The organism is Streptomyces sp. NPDC005706 (assembly GCF_040631045.1).
GTDB lineage: Bacteria > Actinomycetota > Actinomycetes > Streptomycetales > Streptomycetaceae > Streptomyces.
This window is the reverse complement of the sequence record NZ_JBEXYS010000041.1, coordinates 16,127-34,875: the sequence shown is the minus strand read 5'-3', so window position 1 is coordinate 34,875 and position 18,749 is coordinate 16,127. Positions and strand designations below refer to the sequence as shown.

At 68.9% G+C, this 18,749-nt stretch carries 13 protein-coding genes and 2 pseudogenes; 4 read left to right on the top strand and 11 right to left on the bottom strand.

Going from position 1 to position 18,749, the window contains the following annotated elements; genetic code table 11:
* Positions 1–129 precede the first annotated feature (129 nt).
* Positions 130–4,449, top strand: coding sequence for a serine protease (locus ABZ478_RS35970; protein ID WP_359556430.1), 4,320 nt, complete (start codon positions 130–132; stop codon positions 4,447–4,449).
* Positions 4,450–4,640: 191 nt separating this feature from the next.
* On the opposite strand, the gene ABZ478_RS35965 is transcribed toward ABZ478_RS35970, so the two are convergent.
* Positions 4,641–5,063 carry a hypothetical protein gene (locus ABZ478_RS35965; RefSeq protein ID WP_359556428.1) on the bottom strand — a complete coding sequence of 141 codons (423 nt, stop codon included), beginning with the start codon at positions 5,061–5,063 and terminating at the stop codon, positions 4,641–4,643.
* Positions 5,060–5,699, bottom strand: a pseudogene (locus ABZ478_RS35960) (transposase); the annotation flags it as partial. The gene ABZ478_RS35965 and the pseudogene ABZ478_RS35960, both read right to left, overlap by 4 nt.
* Between ABZ478_RS35960 and ABZ478_RS35955 the strand changes: the two are divergent.
* Together ABZ478_RS35955 and ABZ478_RS35950 are read left to right on the top strand one after the other, a co-directional pair.
* Positions 5,692–6,063 (top strand): annotated as a pseudogene (locus ABZ478_RS35955) (FAD-dependent oxidoreductase); the annotation flags it as partial. The pseudogenes ABZ478_RS35960 and ABZ478_RS35955 sit on opposite strands and share 8 nt — an antisense overlap.
* 927 nt (positions 6,064–6,990) lie before the next feature.
* Positions 6,991–7,320, top strand: a complete 330-nt coding sequence (locus tag ABZ478_RS35950) for a helix-turn-helix domain-containing protein (protein ID WP_359556427.1) — start codon at positions 6,991–6,993, stop codon at positions 7,318–7,320.
* Positions 7,321–7,575: 255 nt separating this feature from the next.
* Here the strand turns inward: ABZ478_RS35950 and ABZ478_RS35945 are convergent, their stop codons facing one another.
* The 7 genes from ABZ478_RS35945 to ABZ478_RS35915 all read right to left on the bottom strand — a co-directional run bounded on the left by ABZ478_RS35945 (position 7,576) and on the right by ABZ478_RS35915 (position 14,740).
* Entirely contained in the window at positions 7,576–7,908 is a 333-nt protein-coding gene (locus tag ABZ478_RS35945; protein ID WP_359556424.1) for a putative quinol monooxygenase, read from the bottom strand.
* A 219-nt stretch (positions 7,909–8,127) separates the two neighbouring features.
* Complete coding sequence (locus ABZ478_RS35940) at positions 8,128–9,207, bottom strand: ABC transporter ATP-binding protein (RefSeq protein ID WP_359556423.1); 1,080 nt, start codon at positions 9,205–9,207, stop codon at positions 8,128–8,130.
* A gap of 1 nt (position 9,208) precedes the next feature.
* Positions 9,209–10,297, bottom strand: a complete 1,089-nt coding sequence (locus ABZ478_RS35935; protein WP_359556421.1) for an ABC transporter ATP-binding protein — start codon at positions 10,295–10,297, stop codon at positions 9,209–9,211.
* The gene (locus ABZ478_RS35930) at positions 10,294–11,139 is read right to left on the bottom strand and encodes a carbohydrate ABC transporter permease (protein WP_359556418.1); all 846 of its coding nucleotides are present in this window, start codon (positions 11,137–11,139) and stop codon (positions 10,294–10,296) included. Before ABZ478_RS35930 ends, ABZ478_RS35935 begins: the two co-directional genes overlap by 4 nt.
* Complete coding sequence (locus ABZ478_RS35925) at positions 11,136–12,014, bottom strand: sugar ABC transporter permease (RefSeq protein ID WP_359556416.1); 879 nt, start codon at positions 12,012–12,014, stop codon at positions 11,136–11,138. The genes ABZ478_RS35930 and ABZ478_RS35925 overlap by 4 nt, the downstream gene beginning before the upstream one ends.
* An 80-nt stretch (positions 12,015–12,094) precedes the next feature.
* Positions 12,095–13,696 carry an extracellular solute-binding protein gene (locus ABZ478_RS35920; protein WP_359556414.1) on the bottom strand — a complete coding sequence of 534 codons (1,602 nt, stop codon included), beginning with the start codon at positions 13,694–13,696 and terminating at the stop codon, positions 12,095–12,097.
* A gap of 18 nt (positions 13,697–13,714) precedes the next feature.
* Positions 13,715–14,740, bottom strand: a complete 1,026-nt coding sequence (locus ABZ478_RS35915) for an NAD(P)-dependent alcohol dehydrogenase (protein WP_359556412.1) — start codon at positions 14,738–14,740, stop codon at positions 13,715–13,717.
* A gap of 182 nt (positions 14,741–14,922) precedes the next feature.
* Between ABZ478_RS35915 and ABZ478_RS35910 the strand changes: the two genes are divergently transcribed.
* Positions 14,923–16,707, top strand: a complete 1,785-nt coding sequence (locus ABZ478_RS35910; RefSeq protein WP_359556409.1) for a GAF domain-containing protein — start codon at positions 14,923–14,925, stop codon at positions 16,705–16,707.
* 256 nt (positions 16,708–16,963) lie between these two features.
* Here the strand turns inward: ABZ478_RS35910 and ABZ478_RS35905 are convergent, their stop codons facing one another.
* On the bottom strand, positions 16,964–17,272 hold the full coding sequence (locus ABZ478_RS35905) for a peptidoglycan-binding domain-containing protein (RefSeq protein WP_359556408.1): 309 nt from the start codon (positions 17,270–17,272) through the stop codon (positions 16,964–16,966).
* Positions 17,273–18,457: 1,185 nt separating this feature from the next.
* Positions 18,458–18,739 (bottom strand): hypothetical protein, encoded by a 282-nt coding sequence (locus tag ABZ478_RS35900; protein ID WP_359556405.1) that lies wholly within the window; start codon positions 18,737–18,739, stop codon positions 18,458–18,460.
* Positions 18,740–18,749 lie beyond the last annotated feature (10 nt).

The following is an 18,749-nucleotide window of genomic DNA, read 5'->3' as shown; positions in this document are numbered from 1 at the left end:
CGGCTTCACTCTGCCCCTGACCTGGAGTCGTCCGTCGGACCGGGCGGCGCGATGAAGTCGGCGCGGGGACCGGAACGGCAGTCGGCGGCCATGGGCCCGAAGGTCCTGGACAGAGCGCTGCTACGCATCTTGAACGCACGGCGGCAACCCGTCGGCGTGGGCTTCCTGGTGTCCGACACGGTCGCCCTGACCTGCGCGCACGTGGTCTCCGCCGCCCTCGGCACGTCGGCCGACGCACCACCGGAACCCGGCGCGCGCCTGTCGGTCGACCTGCCTCTCGTGCCCACCGTGCCGCATGGGGACGCGACCGTCGTACTGTGGGTGCCGCCGAGGGGGCCGGGCGGTGCGGCTTCCGGTACCGCCGATGTCGCCGTGCTGCGGTTCGCGGCTCCGTTGCCCGGTGCGGGACCCGTGCGGTTGGTCGACGCGGACGAGTCGGCCGACGCCTCCTCCGACGATGCCGTGGACGGGCTTTGGGGGCACAGGGTGCGGGCCTTCGGACTGCCGGCCGGGCGCCCCGGCGGGGTGTGGCACGCGGGTGTGCTGAGGGGGCGGCAGGCCGACGGCTGGATGCAGGCCGATCTCGCCGGTGACGGTTACCCGGTGTCGCAGGGCTTCAGCGGTGGGCCGGTGTGGGACGACGGTCTGTCGGGTGTGGTCGGCATGGTCGCGGTGGCGGAGTCCGGTCAGCCGCCCGTCAGTTACCTGATTCCCACCAGGGGTCTGGTGGCCGCCTGGCCCGAACTGGGCCCACTCGTGCGGCCGCCCGGGCCGTTCCGCGGACTCGCCGCCTTCGAGGAGGCCGACGCGGCGGTCTTCCACGGCAGGCGGCACGAGAGCGACGGGATCGCCCGGGCGCTCGACGACCGGCAATGGGTCACCGTCGTGGGCCCGTCGGGTTCCGGCAAGTCGTCGCTGGCGCTCGCCGGTGTGGCGCCACGGCTGCGAGCGCGTGACGCCTGCGTCGTCGTCCTGCGGCCCGCGTCCGGGAGCAGCCCCCTCGCGGCCCTCGCCTCCGCACTGCTGCCGCTGCTGGAACCCGACCTGCCCGAGACCCGACGACTGGCACGCCTGCCCGAACTGTCCGGCCAACTGCGCCACCACGGGCTCGCGGACACGATCGACCGCCTGCTCGAAGTCCAGGGTGGCAGTCGACTGCTCGTGATCGTCGACCAGTTGGAAGAGCTGCTGTCGCAGCCCCCGGACGCCGTGCGCGAACTGGCCGACGTGCTGTTCGCCGAAGAAGCCCTGCCGGCCGCCGTCCGCGTACTCGCCACCCTGCGCGCCGACTTCCTCGAACCCGTCCTCGGTCACACACACCTCGGACCCGTCACCGGTCGGCACCTGCACGCCCTCGGGCCGATCGGCGAGGACGGACTGCGCGACATTGTCACCACCCCCGTCGAACGCCTCCCCGGCGTCTCCTACGAGCCCCATCTCGCCGAGCGCATCCTCGCCGACACTGGCACCGAACCAGGCGCGCTGCCGCTCCTCGCCCTCACCCTCGAACTGCTCTGGCAGGGGCAGGAGGACGGCGTACTCACCCACCGCGCGTACGATGAACTCGGCGGTGTCACCGGCGCGCTCGGCAACCACGCCGACCGGGTCTGGGCCGAACACGTGCGGCCGGACGACGAGGCAACCGCCCGCCGGCTGTTCACCCAGCTCGTCCGGTTGCCGCTCGGTGCCGCTGCGGCCACCCGGCGCCTCGCTCGGCGCGGCGACCTCGGCGAGGACCAGTGGCGCATCGCCCAGCGCATCGCCGCCCACACCCGGCTGCTCGTCACCGACCGCAGCGCCGAAGGCACCGAGACCGTGGAGCTCACGCACGAGGCGCTGATCGGCGAGTGGGACAAGCTCGCCGCGTGGGTGGCCGAGGACAGGTCCTTCCTCGGCTGGCGGGAGACCGTGCAGCACGAAATGGAGCGCTGGCAGGAGGCGGACCGTGCCCCCGAACACCTGCCGACCTCCGCGGCGGTAGCCGGCGCCGAACAGTGGCTCCCGGAGCGTGCCGCGGTCCTGAGCGAGGCGGAGCGGGACTACCTGAGGGCCGGCCGGACCCACCGCCGTGCCCGCGCCCGCCGGCGGCGAGCCCTGTTCTCCGGTCTGGCCACGGCCCTGGCGTTCGCTCTGGTGCTCGGCATGCTCTATGTCGTCGAACGCCGCAGCAGCCAGGAACGCGCCGCCCTCGGTGCCTCCCGTGCCCTCGCCCAGGCCGCGCCGGAGTCGACTGTCACCGACCCGGCCCGCGCCGCGTTGCTCTCCCTCGCCGCCTACGACATGTCCCCCACACAGGAGGCCAAGAACGAACTGCTGCGCCAGTACCTTCAGTACAAGGACTACGACCGGGTACTCTCCGGCGAGCTCGGCGACACCGTCTTCGACAAGAGCCGTGACGGCGACGTGGTCCTCGGGGCGGCCAAGCGCTCCGGCGCCACCCTGTTCGTGCACGCCCTGACCGGACCGCTGCGCACCGTGCGGGTGCCATCCACCGACAAGGTCCAGTACGTCATGGTGTCCGCCGACGGGAGACGCGCCGCCTACGTTCAGTACGACGGCAAGGCCGTGTGGTTCGAGGTGCACCCCGACGCGAAGCAGCCCGTCGGGCCGCTGCACCGGCTCCCCGACGCCCCCGGCATCGGCACGAACTGGAGCGACACCGTAACCCCCGCGATGTCCCTCGACGGCACGATCATGGTCGCCCACGTGCGCAAACGCATCATCTGGTGGAACCTGGACAACGGCCCGCACGGCATCCTCGCCGGGAACCTTCCGGCGCCCAAGGGCCTCGAGTTCAAGATGTGGCCGGCCCCTGACGACCGGACGTTGCTGGTCCCCGTCTACAAGCGGTTCCGCGACTTCGGGCAGGGCGAGAAGGGCAGCCTGCTCGCCCTCGACCTCAAGACCGGCAGGAGCCGGCTCGTGGTACGCGCCGACGCCGACCAGATCCGCATCTCCGGCGACCGGACCCGAGTCGTCCTGTGCCACGTGCGGGGCAAGACCACCGAGGTCACCGTCCACCGGGTCCGCGACGGCTCGCGAGAGGGCTACGCCTACAGGGAGAAGAACAAGGACTTCGCATCCACCATCTGCTCCGTGCAGTCCCTCGACAGCTCCGGCCTTCGTGTCGCTCTCAGCTCCCCCAAGGGCCTCACCGTCGTCGACATGCGCGACGGCAAGGTCCTCTCCCGCAACAGCCTGCCCGACTCGACCTCCTCGCTCGCCAAGAGCAGCCCATGGCTCGCGGAGTCCGGCGGCAGGCTCTACTACGTCCGCCACAACGAGTCGATGATCGGTTTCGTCCAACTGCGCCCCGGAAACTGGTTCGTCGAGGTCGCCCAGGAACTCCTCACGCACGACGGCAAGTACTCGATCACCGTCCTGGCGGACGGCTCGCGCATGCAACGGCACCACGCACGCGAGGACAGCGCCCGCGTGCTCGCCGACGTACCGCGCCGCAAGCCCTACTGGGTACCCGAAGCCTCCGAGCCCCTCGCCCTCGACCGCACCGGACGGCTCGTCGCCGACCGCGAGGGCGCGAACATCGTCACCGTTCGCGACACCGCCACGCTGCGCCGCACCACCACCGTCACCACCGCCGAACCTCCCCGACTCGATGACTCCACCCCGTCGATCGGGGACATCGAGATCGACGACGACAAGGGCAGCAGCAAGCACCCGAACTACGATTTCGGCTACTTCTTCGACCGCGGCGGGAAACTGATCACGGCTTCGGGAAACATCGTCGAGCAATGGGATCCGCGCACCGGCCGGCGACTCGCGCGCTTCGACGCCGCGACGGTCCGCTCCCGAGCCGGAGGAGCCAAGGACGCGGAGGTGATGATCGGCCCCTACCCGGTGGCGAACCGGGTCGCCGTCATCGTCCTGGACCGGCCCGGCATCCATGTCGTCGACATCACCACCGGGCGCATCACCGAGACGATGAAGACCGGCGACGACATCCTCGCCGCCCAGTTCGACGCCAAGGGCGAGTACTTCGCGATCCTGCGCAGGGGCTCGGTGTTGGAACTGTGGCGGCGTGGCGATCCGCCGCACAAGGAGATCGGCCCCCTGCGCAGCCTCGCCGAGTCGGCGGGCACGCCGTTCGCCGTCGAATTCCTGGAGGGCGAGGGCCGCTACCTCGTCGCCGCGAACAACACCGTACGCGTCTACCGGATCGGCGAGCCCGGCTACGAGTCGTTCTACTCGTTCACCGGCCCGCGCGACAGCGCACTCGACGGGCAGCACTCGTTCCTGGCCGCCTCGGCGGACGGCAGCACCGTGCTCCACGTCGGCCCCGACGGCACCGGCGGACCTCTCCAACTGGCGCCAGGTCGGTGGTACCGCGAGCTGTGCGACATCATCGGCGACCGGGAACTCACCCGCGGCGAGGTGGATCTGCTCCCTGCAGATCCGAAGTCCCGGAAACCCTGTACCCGGGATGGCTGAGCGACGTCAGACTCACTCTGACCTCTGAGTGGGCGTTTAATGTTGGTTCGCGATGGGCGTTTCGACCCGCTTTGCCGTATTTGCCGCCAGCGCGCAACCTGGGATGCCTGGAGGGTCCGCACTGATGGCAATCTTCCGCCCCATTGCTAAGCCAGACGGAATCCAGTGCCGGCCGTGACGTCGCCTGGCGGTTACGGCCGTGGCTGGGTGAACAAGCCCTGCTCGGTCTCGACCACTATCCCGGGCTCGGCGAGCCGCTTGAGCTTCAGGCGGGCGTCGTTGACGGTGTTGGGTGCGATCGGCAGGTCCATCGTCTCGCACACCTGCCGGGCCTGCAGCGGGCCGTCGGCTGCGGTGAACACCGCCATGATCTGCTGGTAGGCCGGATGGTCCGGCAGCTTCGGCGGTGGCGGCGCAGGCGGGATCGGCTCGGGCAGCTCCAGCAGCGTTTTGCGGGTGATCCGGACCTCCTCGGCGGTTTGGTGAAGCTCCTCCAGTTGCGCGGAGAGTTCCGCGATCCGCTCCTTGGCCGCCTCGGCCTGCGCGGCGAGTTCCCGCTCGCGCTCCTCCAGCCTGGCCAGTACCGCCCCGAGCGTCAGCTCCCCGCCGGTCATGCGGTGCGCCAGGCCGCAGCGGTGGCACCGGTCAGCCGGCGCAGTATCACCGCGGTCATCGCCCAGTACACCCGCGACTCGGAGGTGCGGGGCTGGTGCTCGTAGTCGCGCACCAGCCTGCGGTGCAGCATCAAGATCCCGTAGGCGCGCTCCACGATCCACCGCTTGGCCTGGGGAACGAACCCGGTCTGCGCCGGATTGCGCTCCACGATCTCCACCTCGATGCCCACCTGTTTGCCGTGCGCGACGACGGCATTCTTGAAGCCTTGGTCGACCAGGGCCTTCTCGACGGTGTCGGTGTCGGCGGCGACCTTGTCCAGGAGCGCGATGCCGACGGCGTTCTCGTGCACCGACGCGGCCACCACGACCACCGCGATCACCAGCCCCAGGACGTCAACGGCCAGGCCGCGCTTGCGGCCCGGTACTTTTTTGCCGCATCACGCCCCGTCGACTGGGCACCCCGGCCGCCGCGTGCACGCTCTGGGTGTCGAGCACCACCAGATTCGGGGCCGCCTTCCGCCGCGCCTTCTCCCGCACCTGCCAGCGCAGCGGGTCGTGAATGGTCTGCTCGGTGCCGTCATCGCGCCACTTGGTGAAGTAGTACATCACCGCACCGCGCGGCGGCACCTCCCGCGGCGACATCCACCCCATCTGGGCGTACGCCCACGTCCCGCACGGCCACCCGGGCGACGCCACCGAGGCGGTGCTGCGCCAGATCGAGCGGTTCGCGCCGGGGGCCCGGGAGCGGATCGTGGGACTCTCGGCGCGCTCGGCCACCGAACTGACCGGCTACAACGCGAACTTCGTCGGTGGCGACATCGTCGCCGGTGCCAACACCGCACGGCAGGTCGCGCTGCGCCCCCGGGCGGCCCTCGACCCTTACAGCACCGGCATCCCCAGCGTCTACCTGTGCTCGGCGGCCACCCCACCCGGCGCCGGTGTGCACGGCATGTGCGGGGCGAACGCCGCCCGCTCCGCACTGCGGTACCTGGACCGGTGAGCGGTCCCGTGCAGCGGCCGGAGGGGGCACCGGATCCGGTCGTTCTCGCGGCCCAGGTGATACAGGCCAACCGGGACGACGTCATCGCCAGGCTGGTCGCCACCACCGAGGCGGAGATCGCCCAACTGGAACACGACGAGCCGCTGCACGGGCTCCTGGAAGCCGGCATCACCGAGAACATCGTCACCGCCCTGCACGTCATCATCAACCGCATCGACCCGCGGACCGTGGACGCGCCGGCCTCAGCCGTCTCCTACGCCCGCAGGCTCGCCCAGCGCGATGTTCCGCTCTCGGCCTTGCTGCGCGCCTACCGGCTCGGCCATGCGCAGAGCCTGGACTTGGTCCTCGCCGAGACAGTCCGACTGGGGCTGCCGAACCCGGCCGGCACCGTCATCACCCTGGTCGGCCCCAGCTCCGCCTATGTGGACCGGGTCTGCGACCAGATCGTCTGTGTCTACGAGGAGGAGCGTGAACGCTGGGTGGGCACCCGCGGCATGCTGCGCCAGTACTGGGTCAACCAGCTCCTCGACAACCCCCGCGTCGATCTGTTGCAGGCCGAGGCCGCCCTCGACTACCGGTTGTCCGGCAACCACATGGCCGTCGAAGGCTGGCTCCACGGCACCACGGGGACCACCGGCACCACCGCCGTCTTCGACCGGCTGGCTTCGCTGTTGTCCACCGTCCTGCATGCCCAGGGCCGCCCCCTGCTGGTCCACACCGACGAGGCCGACGCCCGAATCTGGCTTGCCGTCAGGCCCGACTGCCCGGTGGACCCCGACAATCGCCGCCGAACTGGCCGACGCCGCGCTGCCAATGCGTGTCGCCCTCGGCATCGTCCGCCCGGGCCTCGACGGTTTCCGCCGCAGCACCCGCGCCGCTGCCCGCGCCTAGGTCCTCGCCCTCTCGGCGGCGGCCGGCACCCCCGCAGTGGCGGCCTTCACCCGCGTCGCCCCCGTCGCTCTCCTGGTCGAGGAGCCCCGCGAGCTGGCCGACTTCGTCTTCGACACCCTTGGCGAGTTCGCCGTGGACGACCGCCGCCGCGAACTCCTCCGCGAGACGCTCCGCGTCTTCCTCGCCACCAATCGCGGTTACGCCGCCACCGCAGACCAGTCGATGGTGCACCGCAACACCGTCCACTACCGCGTCCAGCGCGCCGTCGACCACTGCCACCTTGACCTCGACGCCAACGCCTTCGACCTCCACTTCGCTCTCACGATCTGCCGCCGGCACGGGTCGAAGGTCCTGTGCCGCGAGTGAAGATGATGGGGGCCGCGAACACGGCTATCCCCCCGGACACCTGGCCGACGGCCACGTGCCTCTTCAGCGCTCCGATACGAGCAGTTGTGTCTCCTCCGGTGACCACCCGACCGCCACCTCGGCAATCTGCTCGGCCTCACCTTCGTGATGTCCGCACTCGCACTGCCGTGCCCCCCCGTGACTGCGGCGGACGGAAGCGGTGGAGCCACGGCGGTCGTACGTGAGCGCACCGCTCGCTGACGCTTGGACAGGGAGCTACTGCTGTCCGGGGACCGCCATCTCCCCGAGGAACGACCAGTCATCCTGCGGAACGCTCGCGTTCACGATGCGCGGCGTCTCGACCAGATGCGGCGGCAGCGTCTGCTGCGCAGCCCTGAAGTGCGCGGACTGCACATGCGTGGCCCCGGCCTCGTCGTCGCGGAAGGCCTCGACCAGGACGTACTCCGTCGGCTCGTCCACGCTGCGCGACCAGTCGAACCACAGACAGCCGGGCTCGGCGCGCGTTTCCCGGGTGAAGTCAGCGGTGATCTCGGGCCAACGGTCGGCGTGCTCGGGACGGACTCGGAACTTGGCGGTGATGAAGATCATGGGATTCCTTTCGCTGACGCCTGCGCGCCCTGCATCGAAACAGAGTTGTGTATACGGCACCGGCAGGACGACGAGCCGATCCAAGGGCAGGCGCGCTTCGCTTGCGCTCCGGCCGCGCCATCAGGACTCATAGCGACACGATCGTACGAGCTGGGCTTGCCGGTGCCGGCCGGCAAGCTCCACGACACCGAACGCGTCGCGGCAATGGCGGACGGATCGTTACGACCGGAGGACCAGCTTTCCGTCCGCGTACGGAAGGGCCTTGGCGCGCGGCAGGTGCACGAGAACCCCCTCGCTGACCGGAACTCCCTCCTCCCGCGGCGTCTTGGCCCTGACGGGTTGCCCGGCGACCTCCACCTCGAGCACGCGCTGCGCGCCGTGGTCGCTGACGCCCCGCAGCCGGCCGGGGAAGGTGTTGGGGCCGGGGTCCGTGACGATCTTGACGTATTCGGGCCGGACGCCGACCTGGACCTCGGTCGTGCTCTGGGGGATGTCCCAGGCGACGGACAGCGGCTGGCCGCCCAGCGCGAAGGGCCCGGCGTTCCGGTCCACGGTCAGGAAGTTCATCGCCGGTGAGCCGATGAAGTAGCCGACGTAGGTGGAGGCGGGTGCCTCGAACAGCTGCTCAGGGGTGCCTTGCTGCACGGCGCGGCCGTCCTTCATGACGAGCAGTTCCTGCGCGAAGCTCATTGCCTCGTACTGGTCGTGCGTCACGTAGATCACCGTGGGCCGGAACTGCTCGGTGATCTCGCGGATCTTGCGCCGTAGCGAGTGCTTCAGCTGCGGGTCGATCACGGTGAGCGGCTCGTCCATCAGGACGGCCGCCACGTCGTCACGAACCAGGCCGCGGCCGAGTGAGATCAGCTGCTTGTCGTCGGCGGTGAGCCCTCGAGCGGGCTGCCTCAGCCGGTCGTGCAGGTCCAGGGCCTCGGCGACCTGCCGGACCTTGGCGTCGATCCTCGCCTTGTCCCAGCGCCGGCACTGCAGTGGGAAGGCGAGGTTCTCGTAGACCGTCATCGACTTGTAGATGACGGGGAACTGGAAGACCTGGGCGATGTTGCGCGCCTTCGTGGGCAGGGCGGTGACGTCGGCGCCGTCGAACAGCACCCGTCCCTGGGATGGTCTGACCAGGCCGGACAGGATGTTCAGCAGCGTTGTCTTGCCGCAGCCCGAGGGTCCGACCAGCGCATAGGTCTTGCCGGACTCGAAGGTCAGGTTCAGCGGCTTGAGAGCCCACCGCTCCTCTTCGGCACCCGGCGCGTACGCGTGCCCGACGTCGACGATGTCCAACTGCGCCATATCAACGCCCTTCCACTGAAGCGAGATCGTATGAAGGTGTTCGCACGAGCGTCCCCTGCTCGTCGAAGGCGAACAGCCGGTCGGGACGGAGCCGAAGCTTGACCAGGTCGCCGAGGGCGACGTCGTGGATGCCCTCGATCTGTACGACGAAGGGGGTCTCGCCGACGACCACATGGACGAAGGTCTCGGAGCCTGAGATCTCGACGAAGGTGACCTCGCCCTCGACCCCGCTGGAAGCCAGGCTGAGGTCGGTGGCGCGCAGGCCGAACTGGTAGGCACCGTCGGGCTGGTCGGCCAGGTGCGCGGAGACGTGTGTGGCCTGGAAGCCGGCCACCGTGACCTGGCCGCCCTCGAGCCGGCCCGCGAAGATGTTCATGGGCGGGTCGTTGATGATGGACGCCACCGTGGTGGTCGCCGGGCGTTCGAAGACCTCCTGCGGGGTGCCGGTCTGCAGGATCCGCCCCTCGTGCATGACCAGGACCACGTCCCCGAGCATCATCGCCTCGGCGGGTTCGGTGGTCGTGTAGATGACGATCGTGTCGCCCTGGTCCGAGAAGAGGGCCTTGAACTCGTCGCGCAGTTGTTCGCGCAACTTGTAGTCCAGGTTGGCCAGTGGCTCGTCGAGCAGGAGGATGCCGGTACCGCGGGCCAGGGCGCGAGCCATCGCGACGCGCTGTTGCTGGCCGCCGGAGAGCTGCGAGGGCTTGCGCTTCTCGAAGTCCGCGAGCCCCACGCTCGCCAGGCTCTGCCGGACCCGCCGCTGGATCTCGTCCCGTGAGAGCCCGGCCCGCTTCAGCGGGAAGGCCACGTTGCCGAACACATTGAGATGCGGGTAGTTGATGAACTGCTGGTAGACCATGGCGGTGTTGCGCCGCCACACCGGCGTCTTCAGGAAGTCGGCTCCCGCCCGGGTCAGCGAGCCGGAGTCCACTTTCTGCAGGCCGGCCAGGGCGCGTAGCAGCGTCGTCTTCCCGGCCATCGTCCGGCCGATGACGGTGTGGAGCCGTCCGGGCCGGAAGGTGGCGGTCACGTTCTTGAGGTGGTCGACGCCGTCGACGGTCAGGCACAGATCAGTGACACTCAGGTTCATCGGACGGCTCCCGACAGGTTGCCCTTGGACAGCAGGCGCTCCACCCAGAGGGCGAGCAGGATCAGCGGTGCCACGCCGAAGAGCGCGGCGGCGGACAGTGTCCACCACGGTGGAATGGAGGAGTTGAGGGCGACGACCGCCTGGGGCAAGGTCTGGACCTCTGTGAAAGTCAGCCGGAAGGCGAAGAAGAAGTCGTTCCAGCCGAACACGGCGCAGAACATCGCTGCCACGGTCAGCCCGGGCAGGGAGTTCGGCAGGATCGCCCGTACGAAGGTCTGGAACGGGGGGCAGCCGTCCAGCATCGCCATCTCGTCGATCTCCCGGGGGATGCCGTTGAAGAAGTCCACCATCACCCACACCGCGATCGGCAGCAGCAGCGCGACCGTCACGATGACCAGGCCCGGGATGCTGTCCAGGAGGCCACCCCACTGCAGGAGGTAGAAGAAGGGGATCACCAGGACGACGGGCGGCATGATCCGTTGGGAGACGAAGAAGAAGACGATGTCGCTGTTCTTGATGAAGCCCAGCTTGAACCGGTACCGGGACAGCGCGTAGGCGGCCAGGGACCCCAGGGCCAGGCTGATGGCGGACGCGGCGATGGTGACGATCGCGCTGTTGATGAAGGGATCGATCACATCGATACCGCCGGCTCCGCCGAAGATGTTGCGCCAGCCGGTGAGGGTGGGCTTGTACTGCACCCAGGGGATGTAGGTGGGACCGCCCTGGACGGCGTTGGCGTTCTTGAAGCTGGTCGTCATCGCCCAGAAGAACGGTCCCGCGACGAAGCAGGCCCACAGGGCGATCACGGTGTACTTGAATACGGGGTAAAGGCGCGACCTCATGAGTCCCCCTTCAGCTTGAAGGCCCTGGTGAGCAGGGCGGCGACGACCGTGAGCGTGACGATCATCAGGACGAGGTAGGTCAGGGACATCGCCCCGCCGTAGCCGGTCTGCTGATCGCGCAGCCCCTGGATGTAGAGGTAGTAACCGGGGGTCTCCGTGGAGGACCCCGGCCCGCCGGACGTCAGTACGTAGACGCTGTCGGAGAGCTTGGACGCCTCGATCAGCCGGATGATGATCGCCGCGACCGAGACCGGTGCCATCAGCGGGAAGGTCACCTTCCAGAAGGTCCGCCAGGTGCTGGCGCCGTCGATCGCGGCGGCCATGAACGGTTCCTTGGGAAGGCTGAGCAGGCCGGCCAGCAACAACAGGAACATGAAGGGGGTCCACTGCCAGACCTCGACGGTCATCAGCGCGAGCAGCGCCGGACCGGACTCGGTGAGCCAGGGAATTTTCGTCAGGCCCAGCATCCCCAGCAGATCGTTCGCCGGACCCAGTGACTCATGGAAGATCGTCTGCCAGATGGCGGCCATCACCACGGGCGTGGTCATCATGGGGACGAGAAAGAGCACCCGCCAGAATCTGCGGCCGCGTGCCTCGCGCCAGACCAGCAGGGCCATACCGAACCCGATGACGTACTGGATCAGGACCGTGCCGCCCGCCAGCAGGATCAGCCGGGTGATGGAGGCCCAGAAGCGGCTGTCGTGCAGCATCGCGGCGTAGTTGGCGCCTCCGATGAAGTCCATCCGAGGGTTGCTGACGTTCCAGCCGGACAAGCTGACGCGGATGGTGAACAGAAGCGGGAAGATGATGATCAGAAAGAGCGTGAGCAGTCCTGGCAGCAGGAACATGCTCTTGTGCCGGCGCAGGCCGTCCATGGTTCTCCTTGCGGAAGGGGCGGGAGCCCCCGGGTGGCCGGCCGGTCCGGTCCGGCCACCCGGGGCGTCCTGCGGTCGGATCAGGAGTTGTCCTCGAGCGCGACCACGTTGCGATAGGCGCTTTGGACCTTGTCCTTGCCGATCTGATCGGTGATCTTGACCCATTCCCTGGCCACGCCGTCCAGCGCCTGTTGGGGGGAGCTCTGTCCGGCCAGAGCAGCGGCGACACCGTTGGCCAGCGCGGACATGTACTGGTTGACACCGGGAACGCGCAGGTCGAAGACGCGGTTGGTGCTCTTCTCCATGCCGGCGAGCGTGTGCACGTACGACTCGGCGACGTCCTTGTCCCAGCCCTGCTTCTCCCAGAACGCCGGGTCGAAGTGGGCGTTGCGGTAGGGGTTGACACCGAATCGGCCGATGGTCAGGTCGAGGGCGGTGTTGGCCTCGTTGCTGAAGAAGCAGAGGTAGTCGAAGGCCATCCGCTGGTGGCGCGAGGCCTTGGCCACCGCTGAGGTCCATCCCCATGTGAAGTAGGGCGCCTGGTTCGCCTTCTTGTCCCACGACTTCGTGGTGCGGTTGTAGACCTCGGTCGAGCCCGGCAGCGGCGCAGCCTGGACCTTGTTGCGGATCCTGCTGTCCGGCTGCTGGGCCTGGATGAAGGCGTCGTCCCAGGAGTAGGACATCAGCGTCTGGCCGCCTCCGAAGGAGAAGATCTCGTCTCCCAGGCCGAAGTTGGCGCCGCCGGGTGCCCAGGTCGACTTGGCCTTCACCATGTCGTCCAGGGCACGGACGAAGCCCGGCGTGTTGATCAGCGGCTTCATGGTCTTGACGTCGAAGAAGACACCGCCCTTGACGTCCGGGTTCTTCACGTATGGCGCCGCACGGCTGATGAACGCGGAGAAGGTCAGGTCGTCGCGCTTGGTCACCTCGGCGCTGCCGTAGTTGGCCTTGCCGTCGCCGTCGAGGTCCTTGCCGCTGAAGAACTTGGCTGTCTCCTGGTACTCGGCCCACGTCCTGGGGACCTGAAGGACCTTGCCCGTGGCCTTCTTGTACTCCGCCTGCCGCTTGGGGTCCTTCAGGACATCGGTGCGGACCTTCAGGTAGTGCCGGTCACCGTCCACCGGGTACTGCACGACCTTCCCGTCCCACGTCGCCACGTCCATGTAGGCCTTGGTGACGTCCTTCATGCCGGGGCTGTTCAGGTACGTCTTCGGCACCGGGGCCAGATATGGGGCCATGTCGCCGATCCACAGGGACGGGTAGAACATGACGTCGTACGCCGGCTGGCCTGCCTGGAGGGGCGTGAGGATCTTCTGGTGCAGCTCGCCGAAGGGGACGTTGACCACCTCGACCTTCCCGCCGGTGATCTCCTCGAACTGCTTGGCGTGCAGCTGGGTCGGCTCGCCGATGACGGGAACGGCGTGGCTGATGATCTTCAGTGTCTGCCCGGAGTAGTCCTTGCGGCTGATCGACTCGTAGCTGCAGGGTCCGGGGACGTCCTTGACCTTCGTCGCCGGGTAGTCCTTGCCGTACTTCTTGTAGCTGATCTCCGAGCCGGGCTTGAAGAGCGCGGCCTTGTCCTTGGGCTTTTGCTGTGCCTGGTTCTGGGCGGTGCACGCGGTGGCGGTCAGGGCCGCGGCGGCGGCGACGGCGACCAGGGCCGTGAGCTTTCTGCTGCGCATGGGGCTTCTCCTGCAGTGTCAGGGGATCAAGATCGCTCGGCCGCGTACGGCCCCGGCGTCGAGGTCGTCGAGGGCCTGCCGGAAGGAGGCGAGGGGGTACCGCTGGGTGTGCAGAGTGACCTTGTCCTGGGCCGCCAGGACCATCAGCTCGGAGAGGTCGTTGTAGGACCCCACGAGGTTGCCGATGAAGTTGATCTCCGTGGAGATGACGTCGATCGTCGGCACATGAAGGTGGCCGCCGTAGCCGATGACGTAGTAGTTGCCGTTGCGGCGCAGGCAGGCCACGCCCGTCTCGACGGCGCCCCCCTCGCCGACGAAGTCCAGGACGGCCTCCGCCCCGTGACCACCGGTGAGGTCCCGTACGTTGTCGGCTTCGCTTCCGTCCGCGACGAGGGTGTGGTCGGCGCCCAGTTCCTTGGCCAGGGCCAGGGCCTCCGGGCTGCGATCGATGACGATCATCTCCACCGGCGACAGGGCCCGCAGCACCTGAATTCCGATATGTCCGAGTCCGCCGGCGCCGATGACCACGGCCTTGTCGCCGGGCCGCAGCACCCGGGCCGCCTTGGCGACGGCGTGGTACGCCGTGAGCCCGGCGTCGGCCAAGGCCGCCACCGAGGCCGGCTCCAGGGACGGGGCGAGGGGCACGACCGAGCGGGCGCTGGTCTTCAGATACTCCGCGTACCCTCCGTCGGCGTCGATGCCGGGGAAGGCCGAGTTCATGCAGTGCACGTCGTCACCGGCCCGGCAGGCGCGGCACAGACCGCAGGTCACCAGCGGGTGCAGGATGACCGGGTCACCGATCTTGACGTTGGTGACGGCCTGCCCGACCTCCGCGACCCAGCCGGCGTTCTCGTGACCGATCGTGTACGGAAGGGCGACCCCGCTCTTCTCTTTCCACTGTCCTTCGAGGATGTGCAGATCGGTCCGGCAGACTCCGGCGCCCCCGATTCTCACGATCACATCCAGCGGACCGGTGATCTGCGGGTCCGGCACGTCCACGAGCACGGGCGGCTCGTCGTACTCGATGACCTGCACGGCTTTCATAGCGGCTCCCTGCGAGTCGGCGGGTGGGTGGTGCGCCGATTACACAGGCCGCCGATCGCAGGTCGGTGTCTCAGAATCCGTCCACGAATGTCTCAATGTGATACACGCCGTAGGCGCGACGCCGCCGAGCTGTTCCAATCACTGCACTGAGGAATGTGACGCGCGCCGCACGGGAGTGTTAAATGCCCCGACACCAGCCCGGGAACTCGCTGAGAGCAGCCAGAGAGCTCTATCTGGAAGCCACCAACGATCCGAGCGCCCGGCCGCTCGTGGTCGCGTCATGGCAACGCTCGATCGGGTACCAGGTGAAGTCGGGCAGCCTCGACGCCCCCTACCTGGACAACCCCAACCTGGACAGCCCCCTGGCCAGGGCGGCACTGCCCATCCTGGACAGGTTGCACGAGCAGCTCGCCGACGACCCGGTGTCCACGATGATCACAGACCGGAACGGAGTGGTGCTGTCCCGGAAGGTGTCCAACGAGGGTCTGACGACGCACCTCAACCGCGTGCGCCTGGCTCCGGGCCATGTGTTCGCCGAACGCTACGTGGGCACCAACGGCATCGGGACCGCGCTGGCCAGCGGCCGCCCGGTCATCATCGCCGGAAGGGAGCACTACGCCGAAGAGCTGCGGGAGTTCCACTGCGCGGCCGTGCCGATCCTGCATCCCACCCGGCGCACTCTGCTCGGGGCCTTCAACCTGACCACCATCCGTCAGGGCTCCGACGGAATGCTGATGGCCTTCTCCCGCTCGGTCGCGGCCCAGATCGAAGGCGAGATCGCGGCGATCACCTCGCGGCGCGAGCGGGCTCTCTTCCAGGACTACATGGAGGCGTGCTCCTCGGCGCGCCCGGGACCCGTGCTGGCTCTCAACCGCGACGTCGTCATGATGAACGAGCAGCTCAGTGCCGCCGTGACCGGACCCGATCACTACGCGCTGCTCGACCACGCCCGTGAGATCGCCGATCATCCCCGGCTGGAGGGGACCCGCAGCATCGCCCTGCCCTCAGGACGGGTCGCCGAACTCAGGGTCAGTCGCTGTCGGCGCGAGGACAGCGACGCGGGCGCCGTCTTCCGGGTCCGGCTGATCGGACGGTCCCGGGCCGCACCCGCTGTCTCCGCCGCGCCCGTCCGCTCCACCCTGGGATTGGTGGGCTCGACCCCGCATTGGCTGCGTGCGGTCGCCGACAGCGAGACAGCGTTCGTAACCGGGACATGGCTCCATCTCCTGGGTGAAGTCGGCGTCGGCAAGAGGACGCTGGTCGAGGCCCTGCATCGGGCCCACGGCGCCGGACGACGGCTGGAGATGCCACAAGCGCCGCTGTCGGACTCACCGGCCGTCACCGAGCGCTGGCTGCACGACATCGGAGAGCTGCTTGTCGTGCCGTCCAACGTGCTCCTCCTGAGCGACGTCCACCTGTTGGGCGACCAGCTGCGGCAGCGGCTGACAGACCTGCTGGTGCGGCTGGACGGCAGCGCGACCGGGCAACTGGTCATGACCAGCCAGCCGTCGATGGTCGGCGCCGACGACGATCTCGACCAGCTCTGCGGAGCCTCGGTGGAGGTGCCTGCCCTGCGCCATCGTTACGGGGACACCGAGCGCCTGGCGCGGTTCTTCCTGCGCAAGTACCGGCCGAGCGGTGAGAGCAGGTTCTCCCCGGATGCGCTGACCATGCTGCAACGGTGCCCCTGGCCGGAGAACGTCCGGCAGCTGGAGTCGGTGATCCGGGGCCTGGCGCGGCGGCCTTCGGGCCGGATGATCCACGTGGAGGACCTGCCGCCGGAATGCCGGGTGTCGTCGAACAAGGTCCTCACGGCCATCGAGGCGTTGGAGCGCGACGCCATTTTGCGTGGGTTGATGGACCGCGACTCCAACGTCCAGCGGACCGCGCAGGACCTCGGGATCTCCCGAGCCACGATGTACCGCAAGATGCGCCGATACGGGATCGTCCCGTCGAGCCTGACGTGACGGGCCGTTCCGGCACGCAGGCCGTGGCGTGCGGCGCCTGCTCGACGTCGCCGGTCTGCCGACCCCACAGCGTGGACAGGGACGGTGGCCGGCCGCGATCGCGTGGTGGCAGGGCGGATCCATCGTGGGGCCCTGCGGGTGCCGGCCGTCACGCCGTGGCACCGCACCCGGTGACCTTCTCGGCGATGGTCGCCGACACGGTCGGCATCAGCCTGGCTCACGCCGATTGGCGGCCGCGTGCGAAGAACCCGGCGCACTATTTGGTTCGCAGCATGAGGGCAAAACGCGTGTTGTCGCCGTAGACCCCGCTCTCATCGCCGCGGACCCCGTACCGCTCCTGAAACAGGACCACGGCCGCTCGCACGTCCGCGTCGTAGCGGCCGTCGATCGCGCCGCCGTCGTAGATGTGCGATATCTGCAGGAGACGTACCTGCAATTCGTATACCCCATGGCCGCTGTCGCCTTGGCGCAAGAGGCCCGTGCCCGGGATTTCGGGGAGCGGCGGGTCTGGGGTGCCGGGCTGCGGGCGGTTCGTCTGCCCTGGAGCCGGGTGAGAGGGGTCCATCGGCGCGGGACTCGCCGGCAGTGGGGTTTCCAGGTGCCCGGGAGGCGAAGAGGGGGTCGTGGGCGCGGCGTTGTGATAAGTCAGCAGCCAAGAGGCGAGGATCAATCCGCTCGCCGCGCCCAGCCCGGAGATGCCGGCGACTCGCAAGCTGCTGCGGTTGGTGGATCGCCGCCGTCTGCCACTGGTCTTCCTCCTGTGTGCGCGGACGGATGGGGCAGATCCCTGCGAGGCCGCGGTGGCGAGTTGGTCGAACGGGACGGCCGGACGGTGGGGGACGTCCGACCAAGCGGTGCCCGGCCCGGGTCTCCTGCTCCGCCAGTCTTCCTGCCTGGCAGCCGGAGTCGGGATTGCCACACCTGGTGCGACAGCCTCCGGTCCCGGTCCACTGGCCGTCGGCGGGCTTCCCACCGACGGGGGCGGGACGGCCTCCAGCCCTCTGGGCAACCCCGGTGACTCGGCAACGACAGCCCGCGGGGCGTCGACGTGGCGCAGGCCGCCAGTCGGCGGCGATTCAGCGGCAGTTGGCCGGTGCGGCCCAGGACGCTCTGATTGCGTGCCTGACGACACACGTCTGACCGGCAGTGCCCGGCCGACGGGGGAGGAAGCCGGGGCCGAGGACGCGGACGCGGTCGGCTGGGGAAAGCGGGCATCCGAGGTCGGGTGACCGTGCCGGCTCCGGGGCGGAGACGCGCCCTCAACGTGTTCCTGGTGTTCCTGCTGCTCGTCGCGCAGGAGGTCGGCGCGTGCGGCATCCAAAGCGTCCAGCACGGCTTGGAAGGAGTCCCTGATCTCTTGCGCGACGTCAGGATCCGAGCCGGGGGTCCGCTCAGGGTTGGCGTCGTTGCGACCCACCGGGTCCTCCTCAGCTTGTCTTGCTTCTGACGGCCATTTCTTTCGTCAGCGGCGGCCACGTACCAGGGGCCGGATGGTGACGAGGGCCTCTGCGCAGGGCGCGCCGGTGGGGGGTTCCCCTTCTTCTTCTGTCGGAGGCACATACGTAGGCCGCGCGGCTTTGTCTTCATCCCGCGGGCGGTGTGTAACCCACGCCTCATTCAAAGCCTGGGCGGTGGTCCAGCCGCCCGGACAGCCCTCGCCATGGCCATTGCGGTGCGTACCTGGCCCGGTGAGGCAGCAGCGGTGGCCGAGTCGGCCCACAGCATCTCCAAGCCGCGGACGTCGACCCGGTCATCGTCCCAGGTGTGCCGTCGCCTGCAGGCCGCGCGCCGTGCGGGCGGCCGTGGCAGGGGAGGAGAAGCGGAGGTTTTCGTCCTCTACGGAGTCTTCCCGCAGTAGTTTGACGTCGGCTTGGTATTCCATCGACATCAGCCACGGTTCCTTGGCGCCTTGGCGCGGCAGGTGGTCGATGGCCCGTTTGATGTAGCCGGCTTCGAAGTCGAGTAGCGGGCGGGTGGGCCTGTCGGGGTCGCTCAGCTCCGGGCAGCAGATGGTGTGGCCGTGGGCGTGCATGCAATCGAGC